The sequence below is a fragment of the Bacillus sp. M6-12 genome (assembly GCF_002860285.1).
Taxonomy (GTDB): Bacteria; Bacillota; Bacilli; order Bacillales; family DSM-1321; genus Peribacillus.
Map to the genome: position 1 here is coordinate 139,962 of NZ_PGVF01000016.1, position 19,671 is coordinate 159,632.

General features: G+C 39.3%; 16 protein-coding genes and 1 pseudogene. 15 read left to right on the plus strand and 2 right to left on the minus strand.

The genetic code is table 11. The features are described 5' to 3' along the window. Window positions 1-202 precede the first annotated feature (202 nt). Window positions 203-481 (minus strand): hypothetical protein, encoded by a 279-nt coding sequence (locus tag CVD28_RS18940; RefSeq protein ID WP_101595150.1) that lies wholly within the window; start codon window positions 479-481, stop codon window positions 203-205. 191 nt (window positions 482-672) lie between these two features. Here CVD28_RS18940 and CVD28_RS18945 point away from each other — a divergent pair, with 191 nt between their 5' ends. The 15 genes and pseudogenes from CVD28_RS18945 (at window position 673) to CVD28_RS19015 (ending at window position 18,329) form a co-directional block, all read left to right on the plus strand. Beyond that, entirely contained in the window at window positions 673-1,872 is a 1,200-nt protein-coding gene (locus CVD28_RS18945) for a sensor histidine kinase (protein ID WP_180954224.1), read from the plus strand. A 327-nt stretch (window positions 1,873-2,199) separates the two neighbouring features. Next, window positions 2,200-3,261 (plus strand): annotated as a pseudogene (locus CVD28_RS18950) (transposase). 316 nt (window positions 3,262-3,577) lie between these two features. Continuing rightward, window positions 3,578-4,798, plus strand: coding sequence for an IS110 family transposase (locus tag CVD28_RS18955; protein ID WP_101595158.1), 1,221 nt, complete (start codon window positions 3,578-3,580; stop codon window positions 4,796-4,798). Between the two features lie 299 nt (window positions 4,799-5,097). Continuing rightward, a complete protein-coding gene (locus CVD28_RS18960) occupies window positions 5,098-5,799 on the plus strand; it encodes a transposase (RefSeq protein WP_101595162.1) in 702 nt (233 codons plus the stop codon). A gap of 105 nt (window positions 5,800-5,904) precedes the next feature. Further along, window positions 5,905-6,897 carry a transposase gene (locus CVD28_RS18965; RefSeq protein WP_101595165.1) on the plus strand — a complete coding sequence of 331 codons (993 nt, stop codon included), beginning with the start codon at window positions 5,905-5,907 and terminating at the stop codon, window positions 6,895-6,897. A 376-nt stretch (window positions 6,898-7,273) separates the two neighbouring features. Next, window positions 7,274-8,284: a dihydroxyacetone kinase subunit DhaK gene (locus tag CVD28_RS18970; protein WP_101595168.1), complete on the plus strand. Its 1,011-nt coding sequence runs from the start codon at window positions 7,274-7,276 to the stop codon at window positions 8,282-8,284. A 2-nt stretch (window positions 8,285-8,286) separates the two neighbouring features. Further along, entirely contained in the window at window positions 8,287-8,916 is a 630-nt protein-coding gene (locus CVD28_RS18975; RefSeq protein ID WP_101595172.1) for a dihydroxyacetone kinase subunit L, read from the plus strand. A 28-nt stretch (window positions 8,917-8,944) separates the two neighbouring features. Next, window positions 8,945-9,673 carry a FadR/GntR family transcriptional regulator gene (locus tag CVD28_RS18980; RefSeq protein WP_101595176.1) on the plus strand — a complete coding sequence of 243 codons (729 nt, stop codon included), beginning with the start codon at window positions 8,945-8,947 and terminating at the stop codon, window positions 9,671-9,673. Between the two features lie 57 nt (window positions 9,674-9,730). Further along, window positions 9,731-10,657, plus strand: a complete 927-nt coding sequence (locus CVD28_RS18985; RefSeq protein ID WP_180954225.1) for a dihydrodipicolinate synthase family protein — start codon at window positions 9,731-9,733, stop codon at window positions 10,655-10,657. A gap of 89 nt (window positions 10,658-10,746) precedes the next feature. Next, window positions 10,747-12,450 (plus strand): FAD-binding protein, encoded by a 1,704-nt coding sequence (locus CVD28_RS18990; RefSeq protein WP_257985924.1) that lies wholly within the window; start codon window positions 10,747-10,749, stop codon window positions 12,448-12,450. 54 nt (window positions 12,451-12,504) lie between these two features. Beyond that, entirely contained in the window at window positions 12,505-13,335 is an 831-nt protein-coding gene (locus CVD28_RS18995; protein WP_101595185.1) for a carbohydrate ABC transporter permease, read from the plus strand. Between the two features lie 73 nt (window positions 13,336-13,408). Further along, window positions 13,409-14,830, plus strand: coding sequence for an ABC transporter substrate-binding protein (locus CVD28_RS19000; RefSeq protein ID WP_101595188.1), 1,422 nt, complete (start codon window positions 13,409-13,411; stop codon window positions 14,828-14,830). 70 nt (window positions 14,831-14,900) lie between these two features. Continuing rightward, entirely contained in the window at window positions 14,901-15,821 is a 921-nt protein-coding gene (locus tag CVD28_RS19005) for a carbohydrate ABC transporter permease (RefSeq protein WP_101595192.1), read from the plus strand. Between the two features lie 116 nt (window positions 15,822-15,937). Continuing rightward, window positions 15,938-17,401, plus strand: coding sequence for an alpha-ketoglutaric semialdehyde dehydrogenase GucD (gene gucD / locus CVD28_RS19010; protein WP_101595195.1), 1,464 nt, complete (start codon window positions 15,938-15,940; stop codon window positions 17,399-17,401). A gap of 196 nt (window positions 17,402-17,597) precedes the next feature. Beyond that, on the plus strand, window positions 17,598-18,329 hold the full coding sequence (locus tag CVD28_RS19015) for a FadR/GntR family transcriptional regulator (protein ID WP_101595199.1): 732 nt from the start codon (window positions 17,598-17,600) through the stop codon (window positions 18,327-18,329). Between the two features lie 167 nt (window positions 18,330-18,496). On the opposite strand, the gene CVD28_RS19020 is transcribed toward CVD28_RS19015, so the two are convergent. Next, window positions 18,497-19,555: a glycoside hydrolase family 88 protein gene (locus tag CVD28_RS19020; protein ID WP_101595201.1), complete on the minus strand. Its 1,059-nt coding sequence runs from the start codon at window positions 19,553-19,555 to the stop codon at window positions 18,497-18,499. Window positions 19,556-19,671: the final 116 nt, after the last annotated feature.

The following is a 19,671-nucleotide window of genomic DNA, read 5'->3' on the forward strand; positions in this document are numbered from 1 at the left end:
CCCGAAACGGGGGCAGATAATTTGTGTATCTCTCACAATCCGTTTAGATAAGGCAAAACTAAATAGTTAATAAGATCGCCAGGGTGAACTGCTCCCTGGCTCTAGTCTGAGGCCTTAATTGGCCTTTTTTTTGTTATATGCAACTCATTTCTCAAAGAAGACATTCTTATAAAATTATTTATTAAACACATTGATATTAAAATCATCTGAAATTGCATTTTGAATTATTTGTACATCCTCTTGAGTAGTTATTAAATTCGGCTACAGATTCATGAAATTTATCCAATTCGGTTATAACTATCTGTTGATCTTTTATAGTTAACGTGTCCTTGTCATCAAGCAGATTCATTTCCTCATTTAATTGTTCTAATGCCGAATCCAAATGATCGGCTGCCGGAGCAAAATCGGATTCCAGAGAGCAGCCGGATAACAAAACGCTCAGCAGCAGACAGGGTATTAGAATCTTTTGTTTTACCAGCATCAACCTCAGCCTCTCGTTTTGTTACCATCAATATATCTTTTAAGAGTCATATTGATAAGTGACTTCCAGCCAAAATATATGCTTGAAAGTAGCGTAAAGCCATTTCGATGAAATAAATGCCAAAAAATATCTTGACCGTAAGATTTTTGCAAGAGGATAATGGAATAAGCACATTAGAAGGAAGATGGCAAATGGCAATAACTATGGAAAAAAGAAAATGGCATTGGCTCGATACGTTTTTGTTTATCATCCGGACATCATGGATGGCATTTATTGGTTATCATGTAATACTGGTTTATTCAGACACTTTCCATAAAATGATCCTCCTGCTGGCGTTTTTATGTACGCTTTTTGTACCCTATTTCTTTTACAGGCCAGGGTATATTAAGATTGGAAGATATGTAGTCTTAGAATTTTTATTATCCGGAAGCATGTTTTTATTTTCGGTGATGGAATTTAAAGAAGCAGGGTTTGATGTGTTAGAGATTTTGATGTTTCCGCTTGTAATAATTGCCTTTGTCAGTCAGACGGCTCCTTTAATCTGGATCTCCCCTATAATAGCTATAGCAATCTTAATCACCGGATCAGTTCTTGGAAATTTCTTTCATGAGGCAGATATAATTATTGAAATGACGGATATTTTCATATTTTACGTATTTGGCTATGCAATAGGAAATATTGCGGTAACCAGTATAAGCAGAAAAAAGCTGATTGAATCCATTGAAGCAAAAAATAAAACCCTGGAGCAATATGCTAAAAAAATTGAGGAACTGACCATTATCGAGGAACGCCACCGTGTATCCCAGGACCTGCATGATACAGTTGGCCATATTTTTACCTCCGTGATTACAAGTCTTGATGCTTTGCCTTTTCTGATTAAAGCCAGTAGAAAGGAAGCAAAGATGTACATAAAAGAAATAACTGATTTAGCAAGAAATGGACTTGACGATGTACGGACTTCCATTTACCAGCTGTCTCCGTCAGGTGCGAATCAGCCTTTGAAGGAAAGCTGCATCCGGCTTATTGAAGACTTCATGAAGCATACGGGAACCATAGTTGAATTTCAGCTGGAAGGGAAGGAAAGTGAAACAGGTGAACTGACGAAATATACAATTATCCGCTGCCTTCAGGAATCTTTAACGAATGCAAAAAGGCACGGCCAGGCAACTCATATTATAATCACGCTGAGCTATACCAATGATCTGATCATTCTGGAAATAAAGGATAATGGCACAGGAACTGACCAAATTTCTCTTGGTTTTGGACTGCGTTCCATGAAAGACAGAATGATCACCTTGGGAGGATCACTTCACATCGAATCAAAAAAGAATCAGGGAACCATTATTACATGTGCCGTTCCGCTGCAGAAGGATGAACCAATAGTTGTATAATTAAGCATTTCTCTCAATCTAAAGGCAGCTAACCTTTATGGTTAGTTCAGACTGCAGACAAACTCTATTAAATTGAGTATGCCTGCAGTTATTTTTTTACTTGGCCTGTTAATGTAGTCTGTTGATCTCCGTTCCAGGCGCTTCGCTTTCCGCGGGGCGGGAGGTAAGCCTCCTCGTCGCATGCCCCTGCGGGGGCTAACCTGTCCCGCTGCTCCCGCAGGAGTCTTCGCGCCTTCCACTCCAATCAACAGGCTTTTAAACGTTTACTATGGAACGTTCCTAAAATCTTTTTTAAAATTGATACATAAAATGATTGAGGTGACGAAGATGCTTTCGAAAAACAATCCTATACAGCGAGATCAATTAGAGATGGTTACCTTAGACCAGCTTGTCCGACAGGACCAATTGGTCCATAAGTGGAAGCAGCCTTGACTTCTCATTTATCTATGACTTGGTGAAGGATGTCTATTCGGCCGAAGTGGGCCGCCAAGCATTGACCCTGTCATCCTGATTAAACTCTCTTACATTTGGCAATCGCTCCATGCGGCAGACGATCAAGGACACGGAAACTAATATGGCCAATGATGGTTTCTGGGCTATGGGTTCCGTGACAAGGTGCGCCATTTCTCCACTTTCGGCAAGAACTATGAGCGCCGTTTTAAAGATACAGATTTGTGTGAACAGATTTTCTAATGAATCTTTACGACGGCAGCCGACAGGAAGCTGATCAGTATCGAGCACGTTTTCATTGATTCAACTCACGTAAAGGCAAGGGCGAATAAGAGCATAAGTTTGCGAAGAAAGTGGTCCGGAAGGAAACACGTGCTTATCAGGAGAAGCTCCAGGAGGAAATCAATCAGGACCGGGAAGATCACGGAAAAAAACCTTTTCCTCCTGATAAGTTCTACAGGGAGTATTTAACTGATAACGAAATCATACTTGCGATGCCTTAACCTCGCACAAAAGATGGGTATTTCAAAAAAGCATGACTATGTCTATGATGAACACTTCGACCGTTACCTCTGCCCTCCAGGCAGGTCCTGAATGAGTCTACAACGAACAAGGCAGGCTATTGTGAGTATAAATCACCTAAGCACATTTGCGCTGGCTGCCCATTCCAATCCCAATGTACAGGAAGTAAGGACCATCAAAAAGTGGTGACAAGGCATATTTGGCAGGATTATGTAGTGCAAACAGATCATCTGCGACACCACAAGGATGTAAAACCAATCTATGTGAAACGCAAAGAAACGATTGAACGCGTATTCGCAAATGCATTAAAAAGCATGGCATGCATTGGACAACTTTAAGGGAACTTAAAAAATTGTCGACGCAGGCGATGCTTACCTTCGCTGCCCTGAATTGAAGAAGATGGCCAACTGGACTTAAAGAAGTCCCCAAATGGCCTAAAGACCAAGAGAAGTCTCTCCTGTCCTTTTCTTGATAAAAAGGAAAAAGATCTAAAAACATACTAACATTAGTAGCACAGACCACGGCCATGGTTTGTGCTACTATTTTTTTAGTAGAAGTGAAGGAAGGTCGAACAGCCCCTGGGACGATTTAGAGTCCGTTTTAAAAACCGACCGACTTCACAACCTTATTTGAATCAGTTTAGTATGTTGGATCCAAGAGATCGTGTAAAAGAAAATGGAATCGATAAGGCACTGTGAAGACTTCTATGAATGGTTAAGAAGGAGAAATGATTATGCAACATGTTTTAGCTTTTGATGTAAGTATGGGGAGAAGTACAATGGTCATTTACAATGGCTATCGGCAATGTGAGTTTGAAGGAGAAATCACACATGCCAAATCATCATTTAAAGCTTTGAATGAAAAGATTTGCAAAATCATGGAACAGGATGGGCAAGCACCTGAAATTGTAATCGAAGCATCAGGAGTATATTCAGCACCATTAGAGCGCTTCTTCCAAATAGAAGGCTATACCTATCATCGGCTTAGCCCATTAGAAGCGAATCTTCAAACAGCTTCTATGCGTCGCAATAAAACAGATCAAAGTGATGCTCACGAGCTCGCTAAATCTCATTTTCGAGTAGAGCGTGAAGAGACTTATCAAGAAGGATACTATTATAAACAAATGCGTGCGCTCACACGATATTATGATGAATTAGATCATGAAGTCACCCATCTCTACAATCGCATGCACGCCATTTTACAACTATGCTTCCCTGAACTTGAGCGTCTTTTTTCCTCACGCTCTGCGCTCTTTTTAAACATCGTACAACTTTATCCTCATCCAGATGAAGTATTAGCTCATTCCAAAACCGTGATTCGTAACCGGTTGAAAGCAAACACTCGAAAGAACTTATCACTTGCACGTGCGGAAGCGAAGGGAATAGCTTTACTTGAGGCTGCAAAAGAATCCTATCCAGCCATTTCGAAAGAGGATGTACGATGTGAACAAGTACGCGAGTACGCCAAACGTATCGCAGAATTAAGAGACAAAAAAGAACAGCTTGTAAAACAGATGGTGGAACTTTCAACAGAGCGAATTGAATACCAAGTACTACTGTCGTTCCCAGGCATTGGAGAAGTAACAGCTGTACGTCTAATTGGTGAAATCGGAGATATGCGACGCTTTCAAAATCCTAAACAATTAAATGCATATGTTGGTATTGATATTATGCGTTATCAGTCTGGCAATACGTATTATAAAGACAAAATTAATAAACGAGGAAATAACAAACTACGAAAAATCTTATACTATATGATTCAAACGATGATTACACTTTGTAAAAAAACGAATAATCATATTGTGGATTATTACGATAAATTAAAAACGCAACCTCAGTGGAAACCCCACAAAGTTGCGTCGATCGCTTGTGTGAATAAGTTCTTGAAAGTGGCATTTCACCTTATTACACACAACATCACCTATGATTACGAAACAGCATCAACCTGTTCGTAAATGGTTACTTTTACTATAACATAGTTGACCTTGCGAAAAAATGCAATTTCGTCAGGTCTTTTTGGCATGCGTAAGTTTATTTTGAGTGGGAGGGGTACCCCTCCCACTCAAAATAAACTCATTTCTCGCACGAAAGTTTAAATAAACAACTTGACTGTAGGTAAGAAGGGGGCTGTCCCGAAAGTCGGTTTAACCGACTCTCGGACGGCCTCTTTTTTATTCAAAAAAAACACAAAAAAATCGTCACTTCTAGTAAAATGTAAGTTACCACACCAACACTCTAGAAAGGACGATTTTTTATGAGCAATCTTTCGACTACTATTGAGAATTATACCATGCAAACCAGCCTGACTCTAGAGGTGAAAGAAGAAAATATGGTCTCCCAAAAGCAATACTCTCCTACATTCAAACCTTACAATAACCATCAGGTCCAGGTTATCTTCGATATCCAGGAAATGATACCCTCTCACCATGTCGCACGGGTAGTAGATGAAATGGTGGAATCCATACCGGATGAAAAGTTATTCTCCCATTATCCAGGAGGCGGAAGGCCTCCGTTCCATCCCAAAATGATGCTCAAGGTTATCTTGTTTGGCTACTCCCAAAAGGTGTACTCCTGCCGCGGCATCGAAAAGCTGACGCTAGAAAACCTCCCGACTATGTGGCTGGCAGCCATGCAACAGCCCGACTACCGCACCATCAACGAATTCCGTGGAAAACGGATGAAGTCCATGATGGATGAATTATTTGAAACCATGATCCTGAAGCTGATCGAGGACAACCATATCACGATGGAACATTACTTTTTGGATGGGACGAAGATTGAAGCGGACGCCAACAAGTATTCTTTTGTATGGAAAAAATCAACAGTCCGATCCGAAGAATCATTAAAGGAGAAAATCAAGTACACTCTCCAACATATTGAGGAGATGACAAAGGCGGAGGAACTGGACATTTTAAAGGAAAGCCTGGAGAAAGCAGAATCAGACCCTTCCGGTTGAAAGAGCTTGCATCCGGATTGGAAACACACATAACCGCATAACACAGGATATTGAAAAAGAAGCAGATACAGAGATCCGTAAGGAAAAAAGAAAGAAGCGAAGTCAATGGAAGAACCCCTCAAACTGATCAGGAAAGATTTCTTGCCGAGGCTGGCAAAATACAAGGTACAGAACAAGACATTCGGTGACCGCAATAGCTATTCCAAAACCGACCCTGACGCTACTTTTATGAGGATGAAGGAAGACCACATGAAAAATGGTCAGCTTAAACCTGGCTACAATGTACAGATGGCAACGGAAAATCAGTTCATCCTATTTTATACTATTCATCAACGTCCGACGGATACGCGCTGCTTCATCCCTCACCTGGAGAAGTTGGCTTCCTCTTCTTTGCCGATGCCCAAAACCGTCATAGCCGATGCGGGTTATGGGAGTGAGGAAAACTATCTGTATGCAATCGGGGAAGAAAAAGAGCCAAGGTTCGATTTCCTCATTCCATACGGAACCTATCTGAAAGACAAGACAAGGAAGGCCAGGAAAGACATAAAAAACGTAAAGAACTGGACATACGTTGAACAGGATGATTGTTTTATCTGCCCGAATGACCGGAAGGTTGCATTTAAGAAATATCAAATGAAGAAAAATGCGTCCGGACATGAACAAAGCTACAAAATCTATGAATGCGAGGATTGTACAGGTTGTCCCTTGAAACCGCAATGTACCAAAGGTAAAGGAAACCGTCAGGTTCATTGGAATACAGTCTTTGAAGAAATGAAGGCAAAGGCAAAAGCAGCCTTTGAGTGTGAAGAAAAAACCGCTATCTATGGCCGACGGAAGGTCGAGGTGGAAAGCGTTTTTGGCCACATCAAGGGCAATCGGTCGTTCCGCAGATTTTCTCTGCGGGGACTCGACAAGGTGCATGTCGAGTTCGGTATCGTGGCACTCGCCCACAATATGATGAAAGTGACGGGCATCCGCCTAGCCACTTTCATCAAACTAATCCGAACTAAAAGAAGCTGGAGAAAAAGTGTTGTTTTTCTCCAGCTTCTTTACTGTTTTAGGGACTTTTTAGACAGCCCCCTTTTGACAACAATCTGAGCTTACCTATTATGGTTAGTGTTTTTTTATTTTCATTGCTTTAAGTGCATTGCTAAAACTCCTCAATTAAAAGTTTTAGAAAATCTTAATTATTTCAGATAATTCAATATATATTGACAATTCGAAAAGTATTAATTAAAATAAGTCATAGTTAATGTAGGTTGTTGGACATCATTGGTTGGATGTAATTCATAAGACATTCTAAAAATGTTAAGGGGGGGGGAGGTTTATTCGACTAAGGTAGTTGTGGTCCACCTCAAAAATCTATTTTAGTAGACTGGTATGTAATCGCTTACTTACTACATGGGTTCATACATAAATAATAAAAGTGAAGAGGAAGAATTCTTACTTAGGCAATAACCGGGAGGTAACTTAATTGAAGAAAATTATTAATAACCCCATGGATTTTGTAAATGAAACTTTAGAAGGAATCATCTTAGCTTATCCCGACCAGTTTCGATTTCCTGAGGGTGAAAAGAGGGGAATTGTACGGGCTGATATACCTGTCAATGGTAAAGTAGCTATTGCAACAGGTGGTGGTTCGGGCCATCTTCCTGTGTTCCTTGGATATGTTGGCAAAGGGCTTGCAGATGGTGCTTCAGTTGGGAATGTTTTTAGTTCGCCTAGTGCTGATGCAATGTTCAATGTAGCGAAGGAAATTCATGGGGGAAAAGGGGTTCTCCTGCTATATGGCCACTATTTTGGCGATAAAATGAATTTTGATTTAGCTTCTGAAATGTTGGAGGAAGAAGGGATTGTGGTAAAAAGCATCAGAGTCTCCGATGATGTAGCGTCTGCCCCAAGGGAAAGTTGGAAAAATCGACGGGGAGTTGCAGGAATCTTTTTTGCTTACAAGATTGCTGGAGCTTGCGCGGAGGCGAATGAGCCATTAGATAAAGTGTATACAATAGCCGAGAAAACAGTTACTAATCTAGCTACAATGGGTGTAGCTCTATCTTCCTGTATAATCCCAGCTTCAGGTAAGCCTACTTTTTCAATGGATGAAGATGAAATGGAAATGGGGATGGGAATTCACGGCGAACCAGGTATTAAACGGACAAAGTTAAGGACCGCTAACGAAATAGCTGAAGAAATTATCCACTATCTAACTGATGATTTATCTCTGAGCGCAGGTGATGAAGTAGCAGTACTTGTCAATGGCTCTGGAGCTACTCCTTTAGAAGAATTGTATATTGTAAATCGGGAGGTTCACCTCCTTTTGCAAGAGCGTGACATAAATATTTATAAAACATATGTAGGGGAATATGCAACTTCAATGGATATGGCGGGATGTTCAATAACATTACTGAAAATAGATGAAGAATTAAAAAAGTATTTGGATGCAGAAGCAAATTCTCCTTTTTTCAAACAATTTGGGGGGATTTAAAAATGAATATTAATAAAATTAGTACATTAATGGTCAAATTTACTGAGGAAAATAAAGATAAGTGGAATGAATTGGATGGCGCACAAGGAGATGGCGATTTAGGAGTAACAATGCATTTAGCTGCGCAAGCATTAGCAGAAAGTGCAGAACGTTGCAATTCAGTTAAAGAGTGGTTGGAGGTTGGAGGGAAGCAAATACGGAAAGCGGCGCCATCGACTATGGGGATTTTGATCGCCTCGGCCCTTATCTCTGCTGGGAGATCCATTAAGGATCAACAAAAAGAATTAAATTTGGAAGACTGGATCACCATTCAAGAGAACATGGCAGCTGAGATTCAACAACGCGGGGGTGCGAAGTTGGGAGACAAGACAATATTAGATTCCTTCATACCCGCGTTACATGCATTTAGTGATGGTGTAAAAAGAGGGGATGACCTTAGCCAAATACTTAATGAAACGACTGTAATTGCCAAAAATTCAGCGGAAGGAACATCCTCTATGATATCCAAAATTGGCCGTTCTAGCTGGCTTGGGAAGAGGTCGCAAGGAAATATTGATGGTGGGGCTTGGGTTTGCTACCAAATCTATGATTTTATCTCTAAAATCAATCAAGATTTGAAGCAGAATTGTTAAAAATAAATATATCAGGAGGCACTCTCGCATGTTTAACCCATTAATTAGAGCCCCTGTAACAGAAGAAGCATTGGAGCAAGTAAAACAATTCATTACTTCAGGCAACGTGAAAGTGGGTGAGAAATTACCTACGGAGACCCAGTTGAGTTCAATGTTAGGCGTTAGCCGTAATACGGTCAGAGAGGTTTTTATTACATTACAAGCACAAGGGTTCATTGAGGTTAGAAGGGGCAAAGGAGCTTTTGTTGTAGATACAACCAATGTATACGAACGAGCATTTATTGAGTGGTTTCAAAAAAATGAGTTTAAAATTCAACAATTGCTTGAAGTTAGAATGACCCTGGAGCCATATTCAGCTTATCTTGCCGCTCAAAAAATCACAGATGAAGAAATCAAAGAGTTGGAAAATCTCTCAAATGATTATGAAAGGCTGATTCAAATTGGAGCAAATATTGAAGATATAGTGGCAGGCGATGAAATCTTTCATCTTAAGATAATTAAAGCTAGCAGAAATGAATTGCTGGAGTTTTTTTATACAAATGTAAATCCAGCTCTTAATGATTATCGCATGAAGGTTTTTTCTCCACCATCCAATCCATCGGCCTCAATAGATGCTCATAATCGTATTGTAGAGGCATTAAGAGAAAGAGATTCAAGTAAGACCTATAAAGCCATGATGAATCACATTGAAGGTGCCAAGTCAGACATTCATGGTGTAGCTGCAAAAATTGCAATATCATTAGATCAACAGAAATAGAAGAACCTTTGTTATATGTACCAAAGACTTATTATCAGATTTTAAGGAGAGATGAAAATGAAAACGCATAACGGTATTAAATTAAATCTTAATGGAATTATTCCCCCGATGGTCACCCCTTTTATCCCCCATACAGAAGAGCTTGATATTCAGGCTATTCAATCTGAAGCCGAATATTTAATCCAAGCAGGTGTCCATGGAATATGCGTTGGTGGAAGTACAGGTGAGGGAGCAGGGCTTTCTGAGCAAGAGATTTTTACGCTATGCAAAACTGTCGTAGATCAAGTACAGGGCCGAGTGCAAGTAATTGGTGGAATTATCGCTGATACAACAGCGGAGGCAATTCGGAAAGCAAAAGCAGCAAAAGACGCAGGTGTAGATTCTCTACAATTGACACCACCTCATTATTTATGGTCACCTACAACGGACGGTTTAGTTCAGCACTTTCAAAGAGTGGGCGAAGCAGTTCAGCTTCCAATCTTAATTTATAACGTAATTCCATGGGTAGACATTGATGTTCAATCTATGAAAGAAATCATAAATCGTGTGCCTTGGGTATTGGGAATTAAGCAAAGCGGAGGGGATATGCATAAAGTGGCTGATATGATGGCAGAATTGCATGAACAGGTTCCTATCACTACGGGAATTGATGATCTTTTGTATCCCACATTTTGTCTTGGTGTCGATGGAGCTATTTCTTGTATGTTAGCTGTTGTACCAGAAGCTACATTAGATTTATATTATAAGGTTCAAGCCGGAGACCATAAGGGAGCAAAGGCTGTTCACGATAGATTGCTTCCGGTTTGGAGGTCAATACAAGGACCAGATATGCCTTATCTTGCGAAAACAGCAATCGAATTACTTGGAAGAAAAGCCGGTGTAGCTCGTAGCCCTATATTACCACCGACAGAGGAAAAGAAAGCGCTTATTCGCCAACGTCTTGTTGAAGCAGGATTCTCAGTTATAAATAGCGTAGTTTATTAATAATTATAAGACTATTATTATTTTTAAATATTGCTAATTAACAATACCTTGGGGGGATAATCATAGAGAAATTACAATGTGACGTTTTAATTGTAGGTAGTGGAGGTGCTGCCTTAAGAGCAGCATTGGCTGCACGGGACCAAGGTGCAGACGTACTATTGGTTACAAAAGGCAAGTTTGGTTATTGTGGAGCTACTGCTTCAGGCATAGCTGAATTAGGTGGGTTTCTCTCAGCGAACGGCTATACAGATCCGGAGGATAATCCAGATGTTTTCTTTCAGGACATTGTCTCATCATCAAGAGGAATGGCTGATCCCAGTATTGTTCGGGTTTTAGTAGAAAATAGTGTTCGGGCTTTTAAAGAACTTGAAGACTATGGAGTAAGATTTGAACGAAATGAGGATGGATCTTATCAACAGGTGCATAGTGAATTTACCAGTAAGCCTCGTATGCACATTCTAAAAAAGCATGGTATCCCAATCGTTAGGTCTCTTATGGAACATGTTTTAAAGAATGGTGTCCGTGTGATTGATCATAGTATGGTGACTAGATTATTGGTAAAAGAAAACAGGGTCATAGGTGCAACGATTTATACAAATAGAAACGAACTGATATACATTCAAGCTAAGGCAGTTATCCTAGGAACAGGTGGAGCAGGACAACTGTTTAAATTTAATATGAATACCGTTGAAATGACAGGTGATGGTTACTCATTGGGTTACCGCGCCGGTGCAGAACTCATGAATATGGAGTATATTCAAGCAGGTGCCGGTTTTATCCATCCATTCCGAAACATTCTGCATCCATGGGCTTGGCCTGTGATGCCAAGAATACTTAACGGCAACAACGAAGAATTCATTGAAAAGTATTTGCCTACTGGCATGACTGTAGAGCAATGTTTTACAGATCGAGGAACATATTTCCCTTTTTCAACCAGTCATTCCTCTTTTCATATGGATGTCGCAATAAAAAAAGAGATAATGCTGGGTCGTGGTACTAAAAGAGGAGGAGTTTATTTAGATTATAGCAGGTGTGAAAGTAGAGATTTTGGCACTGGAACCGAGTTGTCTAGCCTTTGGCCACATCTTAAACACTGGCTTCTTTCAAGAAATATCGATGTGAATAAACAACTTCTGGAAATATCTATTTTTGGCCACGCTTTCAATGGGGGCATGAGAATTAATGAAATTGCTGAGACAAAGGTAGAACAATTGTTTGCTGCAGGAGAAGGTGCTGCTGGACCTCATGGAGCTGATCGTCCTGGAGGGCAAATGTTAATGACATCGCAGGTTTTTGGACGGATTGCCGGGGAACAGGCGGGGAGAAGGACTAAAACTCTTGCGTTTGAAGATGCAATGCAATTGGCAATGGAGGAAGAACAGAGGATTAATGCTATATCAAAGCAGAATGGTTCAGTAAGACCTAAAGCGTTATTTAAGGAAATTCAAAATGTAATGTGGGAGAGCCTAATAGTTAACCGTAGCAAGGACGGTTTAAATAGTAATTTAAAGGCAGTTGAAGAGTTTCGAAGGGAGCTCAAATATGTAAAAGTGGAAAACAGTTCAGATATTCGTAAGGTATTAGAGATGGAAAATATGCTAGAGGTTGGAGAGATAATTACAAATGCAGCTCTTACCAGAGAGGAAAGCCGAGGAAGTCATTATCGCGAGGATAAACCGCAAAAGGATGATGAAAACTGGCTTAATTGGATTATTGTTACTAAGAGTGACAACGGAATTAACTTAAGAGTATCCGAGAATAAAAATTTCTCTCAATTTGCAAAGCAAGTTTGACTACCCAAAGAAAATATGTAACTGGCTGCATTCAAAAAGGAAAGGAGTGCGACTGTGAGACAGTACACATGGTCACTAAAAGGAATTAAATATATTGCCATATGGTCTGTACTACTTTGGACACTATTCCCAATTATTTACTTGTTTCTAACCTCGGTAAAACCAGAGGCGTTGCTTCTCGAAGTGCCTCCACGATTTATATTCGAGCCAAATTTTGATCAATATAAAAAGATGTTTCTTTTCAGTTCCATTCCCGACAATGTAATGAATAGTTTGATAGTGGCTTCTGTTTCTACAATCGCTTCGTTGATTCTTGGGACTATGCTGTCCTTCGCTTTTGTTAATTTTAAATTCCGGCGGAAAAAAACATTACTTTTTCTTATACTACTAACACGAATGTTTCCTCCTATTACAACACTTATACCCGTTTATATGGCGGTAAGTAAAGCGGGTTTGTCTGATACTCTCACAGGTTTAATACTGCCATACACTGCTTTTCAGATACCGTTAATTGTATGGATATTAAATGACTTCATGAAACAAATCCCACAAGAATTGCTAGAAGCAGCCAAAATGGATGGCTGTTCAATATGGCAGATGTTCACAAAAATTGTTGTACCCCTTTCTACACCTGGAATAATAGCAAGCGGTATCTTAGCTTTTATTTATAACTGGAACGAGATGCTGTTTGCTCTAACATTGACATCGTTTGAAGCAAAGACATTACCAGTAGCGCTAATGGCGTTTACTGAATCAGAAGGAATGATTCAATGGGCGTCGGTCGCAGCGCTCGGAATAATTACTCTACTTCCTGTGCTAGTTTTCTTCTTGCTATTAAATAAGTTTTTAGTAAAAGGGATGATGGCAGGTTCTGTAAAGGGATAATCACTAGTCAGTTCTATTAGCCCTTTAAAGTTCAAAGTGAAAAATTAACTACTTATATTAAGGGGGAGTACTAATGAAAAAGGTGTTTAGTAGATTCTTAATTCTTATATTAACCATTGTATTTTGTTTTTCAGTGATAGCTTGCTCAAATTCTTCATCTGGGGAAGAGAAGAAAGGGGATAGCAAATATAAGGGAGTCACCTTAAACATAGCAAGTATTAAATGGGACTTCATGGAAACATACTTGGGAAAATACGCCAAAGAAGTAGCGGATGAAATGGGGATCAATCTAAATACTGGATTTTATACGTATGCAGACCATCGAAACAAAATTGTCTCGGATACTATGGCTGGTGTAAAGACTTGGGATCTTATTTATATTGATACAAAACAAATCCCTGAATTTGCAACAGTAGGGGCCCTTGAATCTATAGAATCCCTTAACAAGAAGTTTGGATCAGAGGGATATAATCCTGATGATTTTACTAAGAACCCATTGGAAGAATCAAAGTTTGAAGGAAAACAATACGGCATTCCTATTATGGCGGATACAAATGGTTTAGTTTACCGTTCTGATTTATTTGATGACCCTACTGAAAAGGTTGCCTTTAAAGCTAAGTATGGATATGAGCTTGCTGTGCCAAAGACCTATACACAATTTAGAGATATAGCAGAATTCTTCACTAGGAAAAAAGGAGAAAAGTTAGCAGGGAAAGTGCTTAAAACCGATTTTTACGGAACGTCCCACTCCAATAAGGTAGCAGATTTTCTCTGGCATGATTACCTTAATTATATGGTTGCTTTCGGTGGTGATATCTATGATCCAAATACAATGAAACCACTTTGGAATTCACCAGAAAACATCGCTGCAGGAAAGTACTACTTGGGATTGAATGATTTCATGCCTTCCGGTCACATAAATATGACTAGTGGAGAGTCGATGGCCGAATTCGACAAAGGACGCGTAGCAATGATTATTGAATTCTATAGTAGAACTTTGTATCTAGGTGATCCGAAATCATCAGCAATTGAAGGGAAATTTGACTTTGCTCTTCTACCTACGGAACAAGCTGATCGTCCTAATGCAACCGTGCTTTCAACTAATTTTATGGGTGTATACTCAAAGTCTAAGAATCAAGAAGTTGCATATGAGTTTTTAAAACGGATCACTGATAAAGCGGTAACGGAAAAATGGGCCCTTCATAGTCCTGACAACCTATTCAAAGCCGGTAATCCTCTATTTCCAACTAAATCAGTAATGCAAAATCCTGAAGTTTTAAGCAGATTCCCAGGGTTAAAAACTGTAGAGCAGACTCTAAGTGGCCAAGGCGTCTATGCATTTCAACATATTCGTCTCCCTGAATACTCTAAAATTATTGACATTGGTGCAACAAGCCTATCAGAAGCCTTCGCTGGTAAACCTGTTGAGGAGTCATTTGATGAAGCGCAGGAAAAACTTGAGGAGCTATTTAATCAATCAGGATATACCAAATAGCTAAATATCCAAGAAAGAGAAGAGAGGGCTGGGCAATTTGCCCTCTCTAAAAAGGTGGGATTAGATTAAGATGGCGAAGTTAAATGACAGCATCCAAAATCTACAAGAATTAAATACGGTCGTTAGTAAGAAGCGAACAAAGAGCTCTCGTGATAATTCCAAGCTATATTTGTGGCTGTTCCTGGCACCCGCTGTAATTTATCTTACTGTTTGGAAATTTATACCGCTTCTATTCACTGTTTTTCTAAGCTTTACCTCTTGGAATCCGTTAAAGGGCGAACCGATCACCTTTGTTGGTGTCCAAAACTTTTTATATATTTTTCAAGATAAAAGTTTTTTACATTCCTTAACTACGACCATGTTCTTTTTAGTAGTGGCTGTGTTAATTGAACTCATGTTAGGTTTATGTATTGCGTTGATTTTAGACGAAGGCCTTCGCGGGGAAAACATTTATAAAACACTATTATTGATTCCTATGGTCATTGCCCCCGCTGTAGTTGGGACTATATGGTATATTCTCTTTCACGATACTCTCGGTCCAATGTCTTATATATTCGGGGAAGGTTGGCTTACAGATCCAGATAGGGCGATATACAGCATAATACTTACTGATATATGGCACTGGACACCATTTATGTTTCTTTTAATTATTTCCGCACTGCAAGTATTTCCGCGTGATTTGTATGAGGCAGCTAGTGTTGATGGGGCAAAATGGTACCATATTTTATGGTATGTCAAACTGCCGATGCTGCGTTACACAATAGTTGCTGCTATTATCCTACGATCAATGGATGCATTTCGTATTTTTGATGAAATAATGATTATGACTGGAGGAGGACCTGGGAATAGTACGGAAACCACTAGTCTCTTAATACATAAGAATGCCTTTAAGTTTTTTGAGACTGGTTATGCAAGTGCTATGGTTGTCGTGCTTCTTATTTTCACAGTCATGATGTATATCGGATATATGAAGCGGATGCGGATGGAGTAAACCATTTTGCTCCTTGCGATCCAAGTAGTATATTAAATCTTTGATCAATAAAAAAATTTATAAGGACCAAATTTTATTTAAAACGGCAAGAAAAAACTTGTAAGGGGTGTTGCTTTATCGTATCAACTTTAATAAAAACGTATAAAAACTTTATTAATGGAGAATGGAAAAATGCTACTACAGAGCATGTTGAGGCTAGCATAAATCCAGCTGATAAGTTTGATATTATTGGTTACGTACAAAAATCCTCAATAGTAGACTTAGAGCAAGCTACTTACTCAGCCAAAGAAGCCCATAAGCAGTGGAAAAAACTTTCCGCTCCTGTTAGAGGAGAATATCTATATAAAGTTGCTAGTCAACTTGAGAAGAATGCTGATGACATAGCTGAGGTAATGACAAGAGAAATGGGTAAAACCTTATCTGAGGCAAAGGGGGAGACTCTACGTGGAGTGGCAATCCTCCGTTATTTTGCGGGTGAAGGAATGCGATCAATAGGTGATGTAATTCCATCTACAGACAATGAAGCATTAATGTTTACTACTAGGGTACCTATAGGTGTCGTCGGAGTCATCACTCCTTGGAACTTTCCGGTTGCTATCCCTCTTTGGAAAATTGCTCCAGCTCTTGTCTATGGAAATACTGTTGTGTTTAAGCCAGCTCAAGAGACTGCTGTCACGGCAACAAAAGTTATTCAATGTTTTGAAGAAGCAGGCTTGCCTAAAGGTGTTATCAATATGGTCACCGGCAGTGGAGCTATTATCGGGCAAGGGATAGTAGAACATCCTTATATTAATGGTATCACCTTCACAGGTTCAGATGAGGTTGGAAAACTTGTTGGAGAGGGAGCATTGGCCCGCGGTGCAAAGTATCAACTAGAGATGGGAGGGAAAAACCCAGTAATTGTTGCAGAAGATGCAGATTTGGATCTTGCAGTTGAAGCAACCATATCGGGAGGGCTTCGTTCTACTGGACAAAAATGTACTGCCACCAGCAGAGTCCTAGTACATTCCGGTATTTATGACGAATTTAAACAGAAGCTTCTGAATAAAATAAAGGAATTAAAAGTAGGTAATGGACTAAATAGTGACACATGGATGGGTCCTTGCGCAAGTGAAAACCAATTAAACTCGGTACTATCCTTTATTCAAAAGGGAATACAAGAAGGAGCGAAAATCCTCCATGGTGGAAAGCAGTGTGATGCAGAAGAATTAAGAAATGGCTTTTTTGTTGAACCAACTGTTTTCGACAATGTAAAGAGCAACATGAAGATCGCTCAGGAAGAAATCTTTGGGCCCGTGCTTGCTCTGATTAAGGTTGATTCACTTGAGGATGCCTTAGATATTGCGAATGATGTTAAATACGGATTAAGTGCATCAATTTTCACGACAAATATCAGTAATATATTATCTTTTATTAATGAAGTTGATGCTGGACTTCTTCGCATTAATTCGGAATCAGCTGGGGTGGAACTTCAAGCCCCATTTGGTGGAATGAAGCTATCCAGTTCGCATTCTCGTGAACAAGGCCAGGCTGCAAAAGAATTTTTTACTGCTATCAAAACCATTTTTATTAAACGATAAAAATCAATTTGAGCCGATTTTCTACATCTAGAAAATCGGCTTCTTTACTAAGAACACTTAACTGAAGTTATTTGACTACGTTGGGATGTAAGTTTAATATATTATTAAATAGAATGGTTATTGGACATCCTATATGTGAATAATAATATATCAAAATGCCTTACCAAAAATATAAATAATAAACACGGGTGAGTATATGTTCAATCAATTGTCTCGACCTTCTGTTTCTGAAGAGGTATTAGAACAAATCAAAGATTTTATCACGTCAGGTAAAGTAAATGTCGGAGAACAATTACCGACAGAAACTCAATTAAGTTCGATGCTGGGAGTTAGTCGAAATACAGTTAGAGAAGCTTTTATTACTCTTCAAGCACAAGGGTATATTGAGATTAAAAGAGGTAAAGGAGTATTTGTAATTGACCCTACTGATTTCTATGAAAGGACTTTTTTAGAATGGTTTCAAAAAAATGAATTTCAAATTCATCAATTACTTGAGGCAAGGATGACTTTAGAGCCATATACGGCATTTATTGCAGCTCAAAAAATAACGGAGAATGAGATTAAAGAAATCGAGGAAATTCATGAAGAATATATAGGTGCTGTAAATTCAGGAAAAATAGATGATATTGTCATATTAGATGAAAGTTTTCATCTTAAAATTTTTAAGGTTAGCAGGAACGAAATATTAGAATTGTTTTATACAAGTATTGTCCCTGCACTCAAAGATTATCGTAAGAACGTTTTTTCACCTACTACCAATCCACAAACGTCCGTAGAAGCTCATTCTAATATCATCAATGCACTTAAAGAGAGAAATTCACAAAAGGCCTTCGGAGCAATGAGGGATCATATCGAAGAGGCGAAGTTAAATGTAACCGGTGTCGCACAAAAAATTGCTTCATCCCCTAAAAATAGATCTGATAATTAATTTTAATAAACCAGCAACATAGTAAAAACTAGCTTTTTCTAGGAAAATGTCAAAAGCCGATCTTTCCAATTATTATGGAGACCGGCTTTTTTTTATCTCATTAAAGTTATTAAATTGAGAGAATTCTTCAAAATACTAATAACACTAAATATTAACAAAGTTAATTTCTAGTTGAATCTGCTTGCTGCTTGAAGAAACCATCCTTGCCCATAAGTTGTTGTTCCAATACGGGCATTTGGACCTCCAGGCGGAAGCGCCACCATACCAACCGCACCGTTAGGCTGTACAACGGCCGAGATAGCGTTCATAGCTCGTTTAGCAGCTTCCTCAAATCTCATACCCTGGAATATGCCTAAATCAAGACCCTTTTTAATAGAGTAAGCAAACATTGCAGTTCCGGAAGCTTCTAGTGACTCATGACGGTCGTCAAGGATATTACGCCAAAACCCACTAGTATCTTGGTATTTAAGTAATGCTTCAAGACAATCTAGTAATATTTTTCCAATTTGTTCACGTGATGCGTCTTCAGGGGAAAGCTGTTCCCAAACATCTACAATAGCTGCTGTGACCCAGCCCATACCCCGAGCCCAATATTTGCTTTGAGGGAAATAATTTGGCCGTTCACACCAGACGTGACGGAACAGACCGTTATTTTCTTGTAGGCATTCCGCATGAGTAACAATTTGTCGCACGGCCTCTTGGGTTGCTGACGTATCACCTGTTATCTTACCGTATTCGGCAAAAAACGGACAAATAAACCATACTGTGTCTAACCATAGCTCAGGTGCTTCTTCCCGATGTACGAAAGCTCCATTGGAAGTTCGTTCAACTTTCTTATAATATTCCCATTGTCTTTGAGCCGCTTCAAGATAACGTTTGTCGCCAGTATGTTTGTATGCCCAAAGAACTCCACGGCCAAGCGGAGTTGAATGTACGGTACCCGTTATGGTAGAACGACCGCTCCAACGACCAACCGCATCACCAGGATCACCAGGAATAATGAGACTGAATGCCAGTTGGCCATCAGAATCCTGGGTAGCAACAGCGTGATTAACGATACTTAATACGGTGTCCTGATATTCTGGACGAGCATTAAAGAGCAAGCCATCAATTAATACTCCATTCTCCCAATTCTCATTTTTATAATGGTTTAGATTGATTGAATATTGACCTACCGCTGTAATAATTTCATTCAATGTTCTTTTTTTATCATAAACTTTGACCATTTATATTCCTCCTATTTTTACCCAATTTTAATGCTAATGTAACGATTACTTCCGTTATGTAATCGCTTACTAAAAGGTTGCTAAATGAATGATTAAATCTTGAACTCCGAATTGTT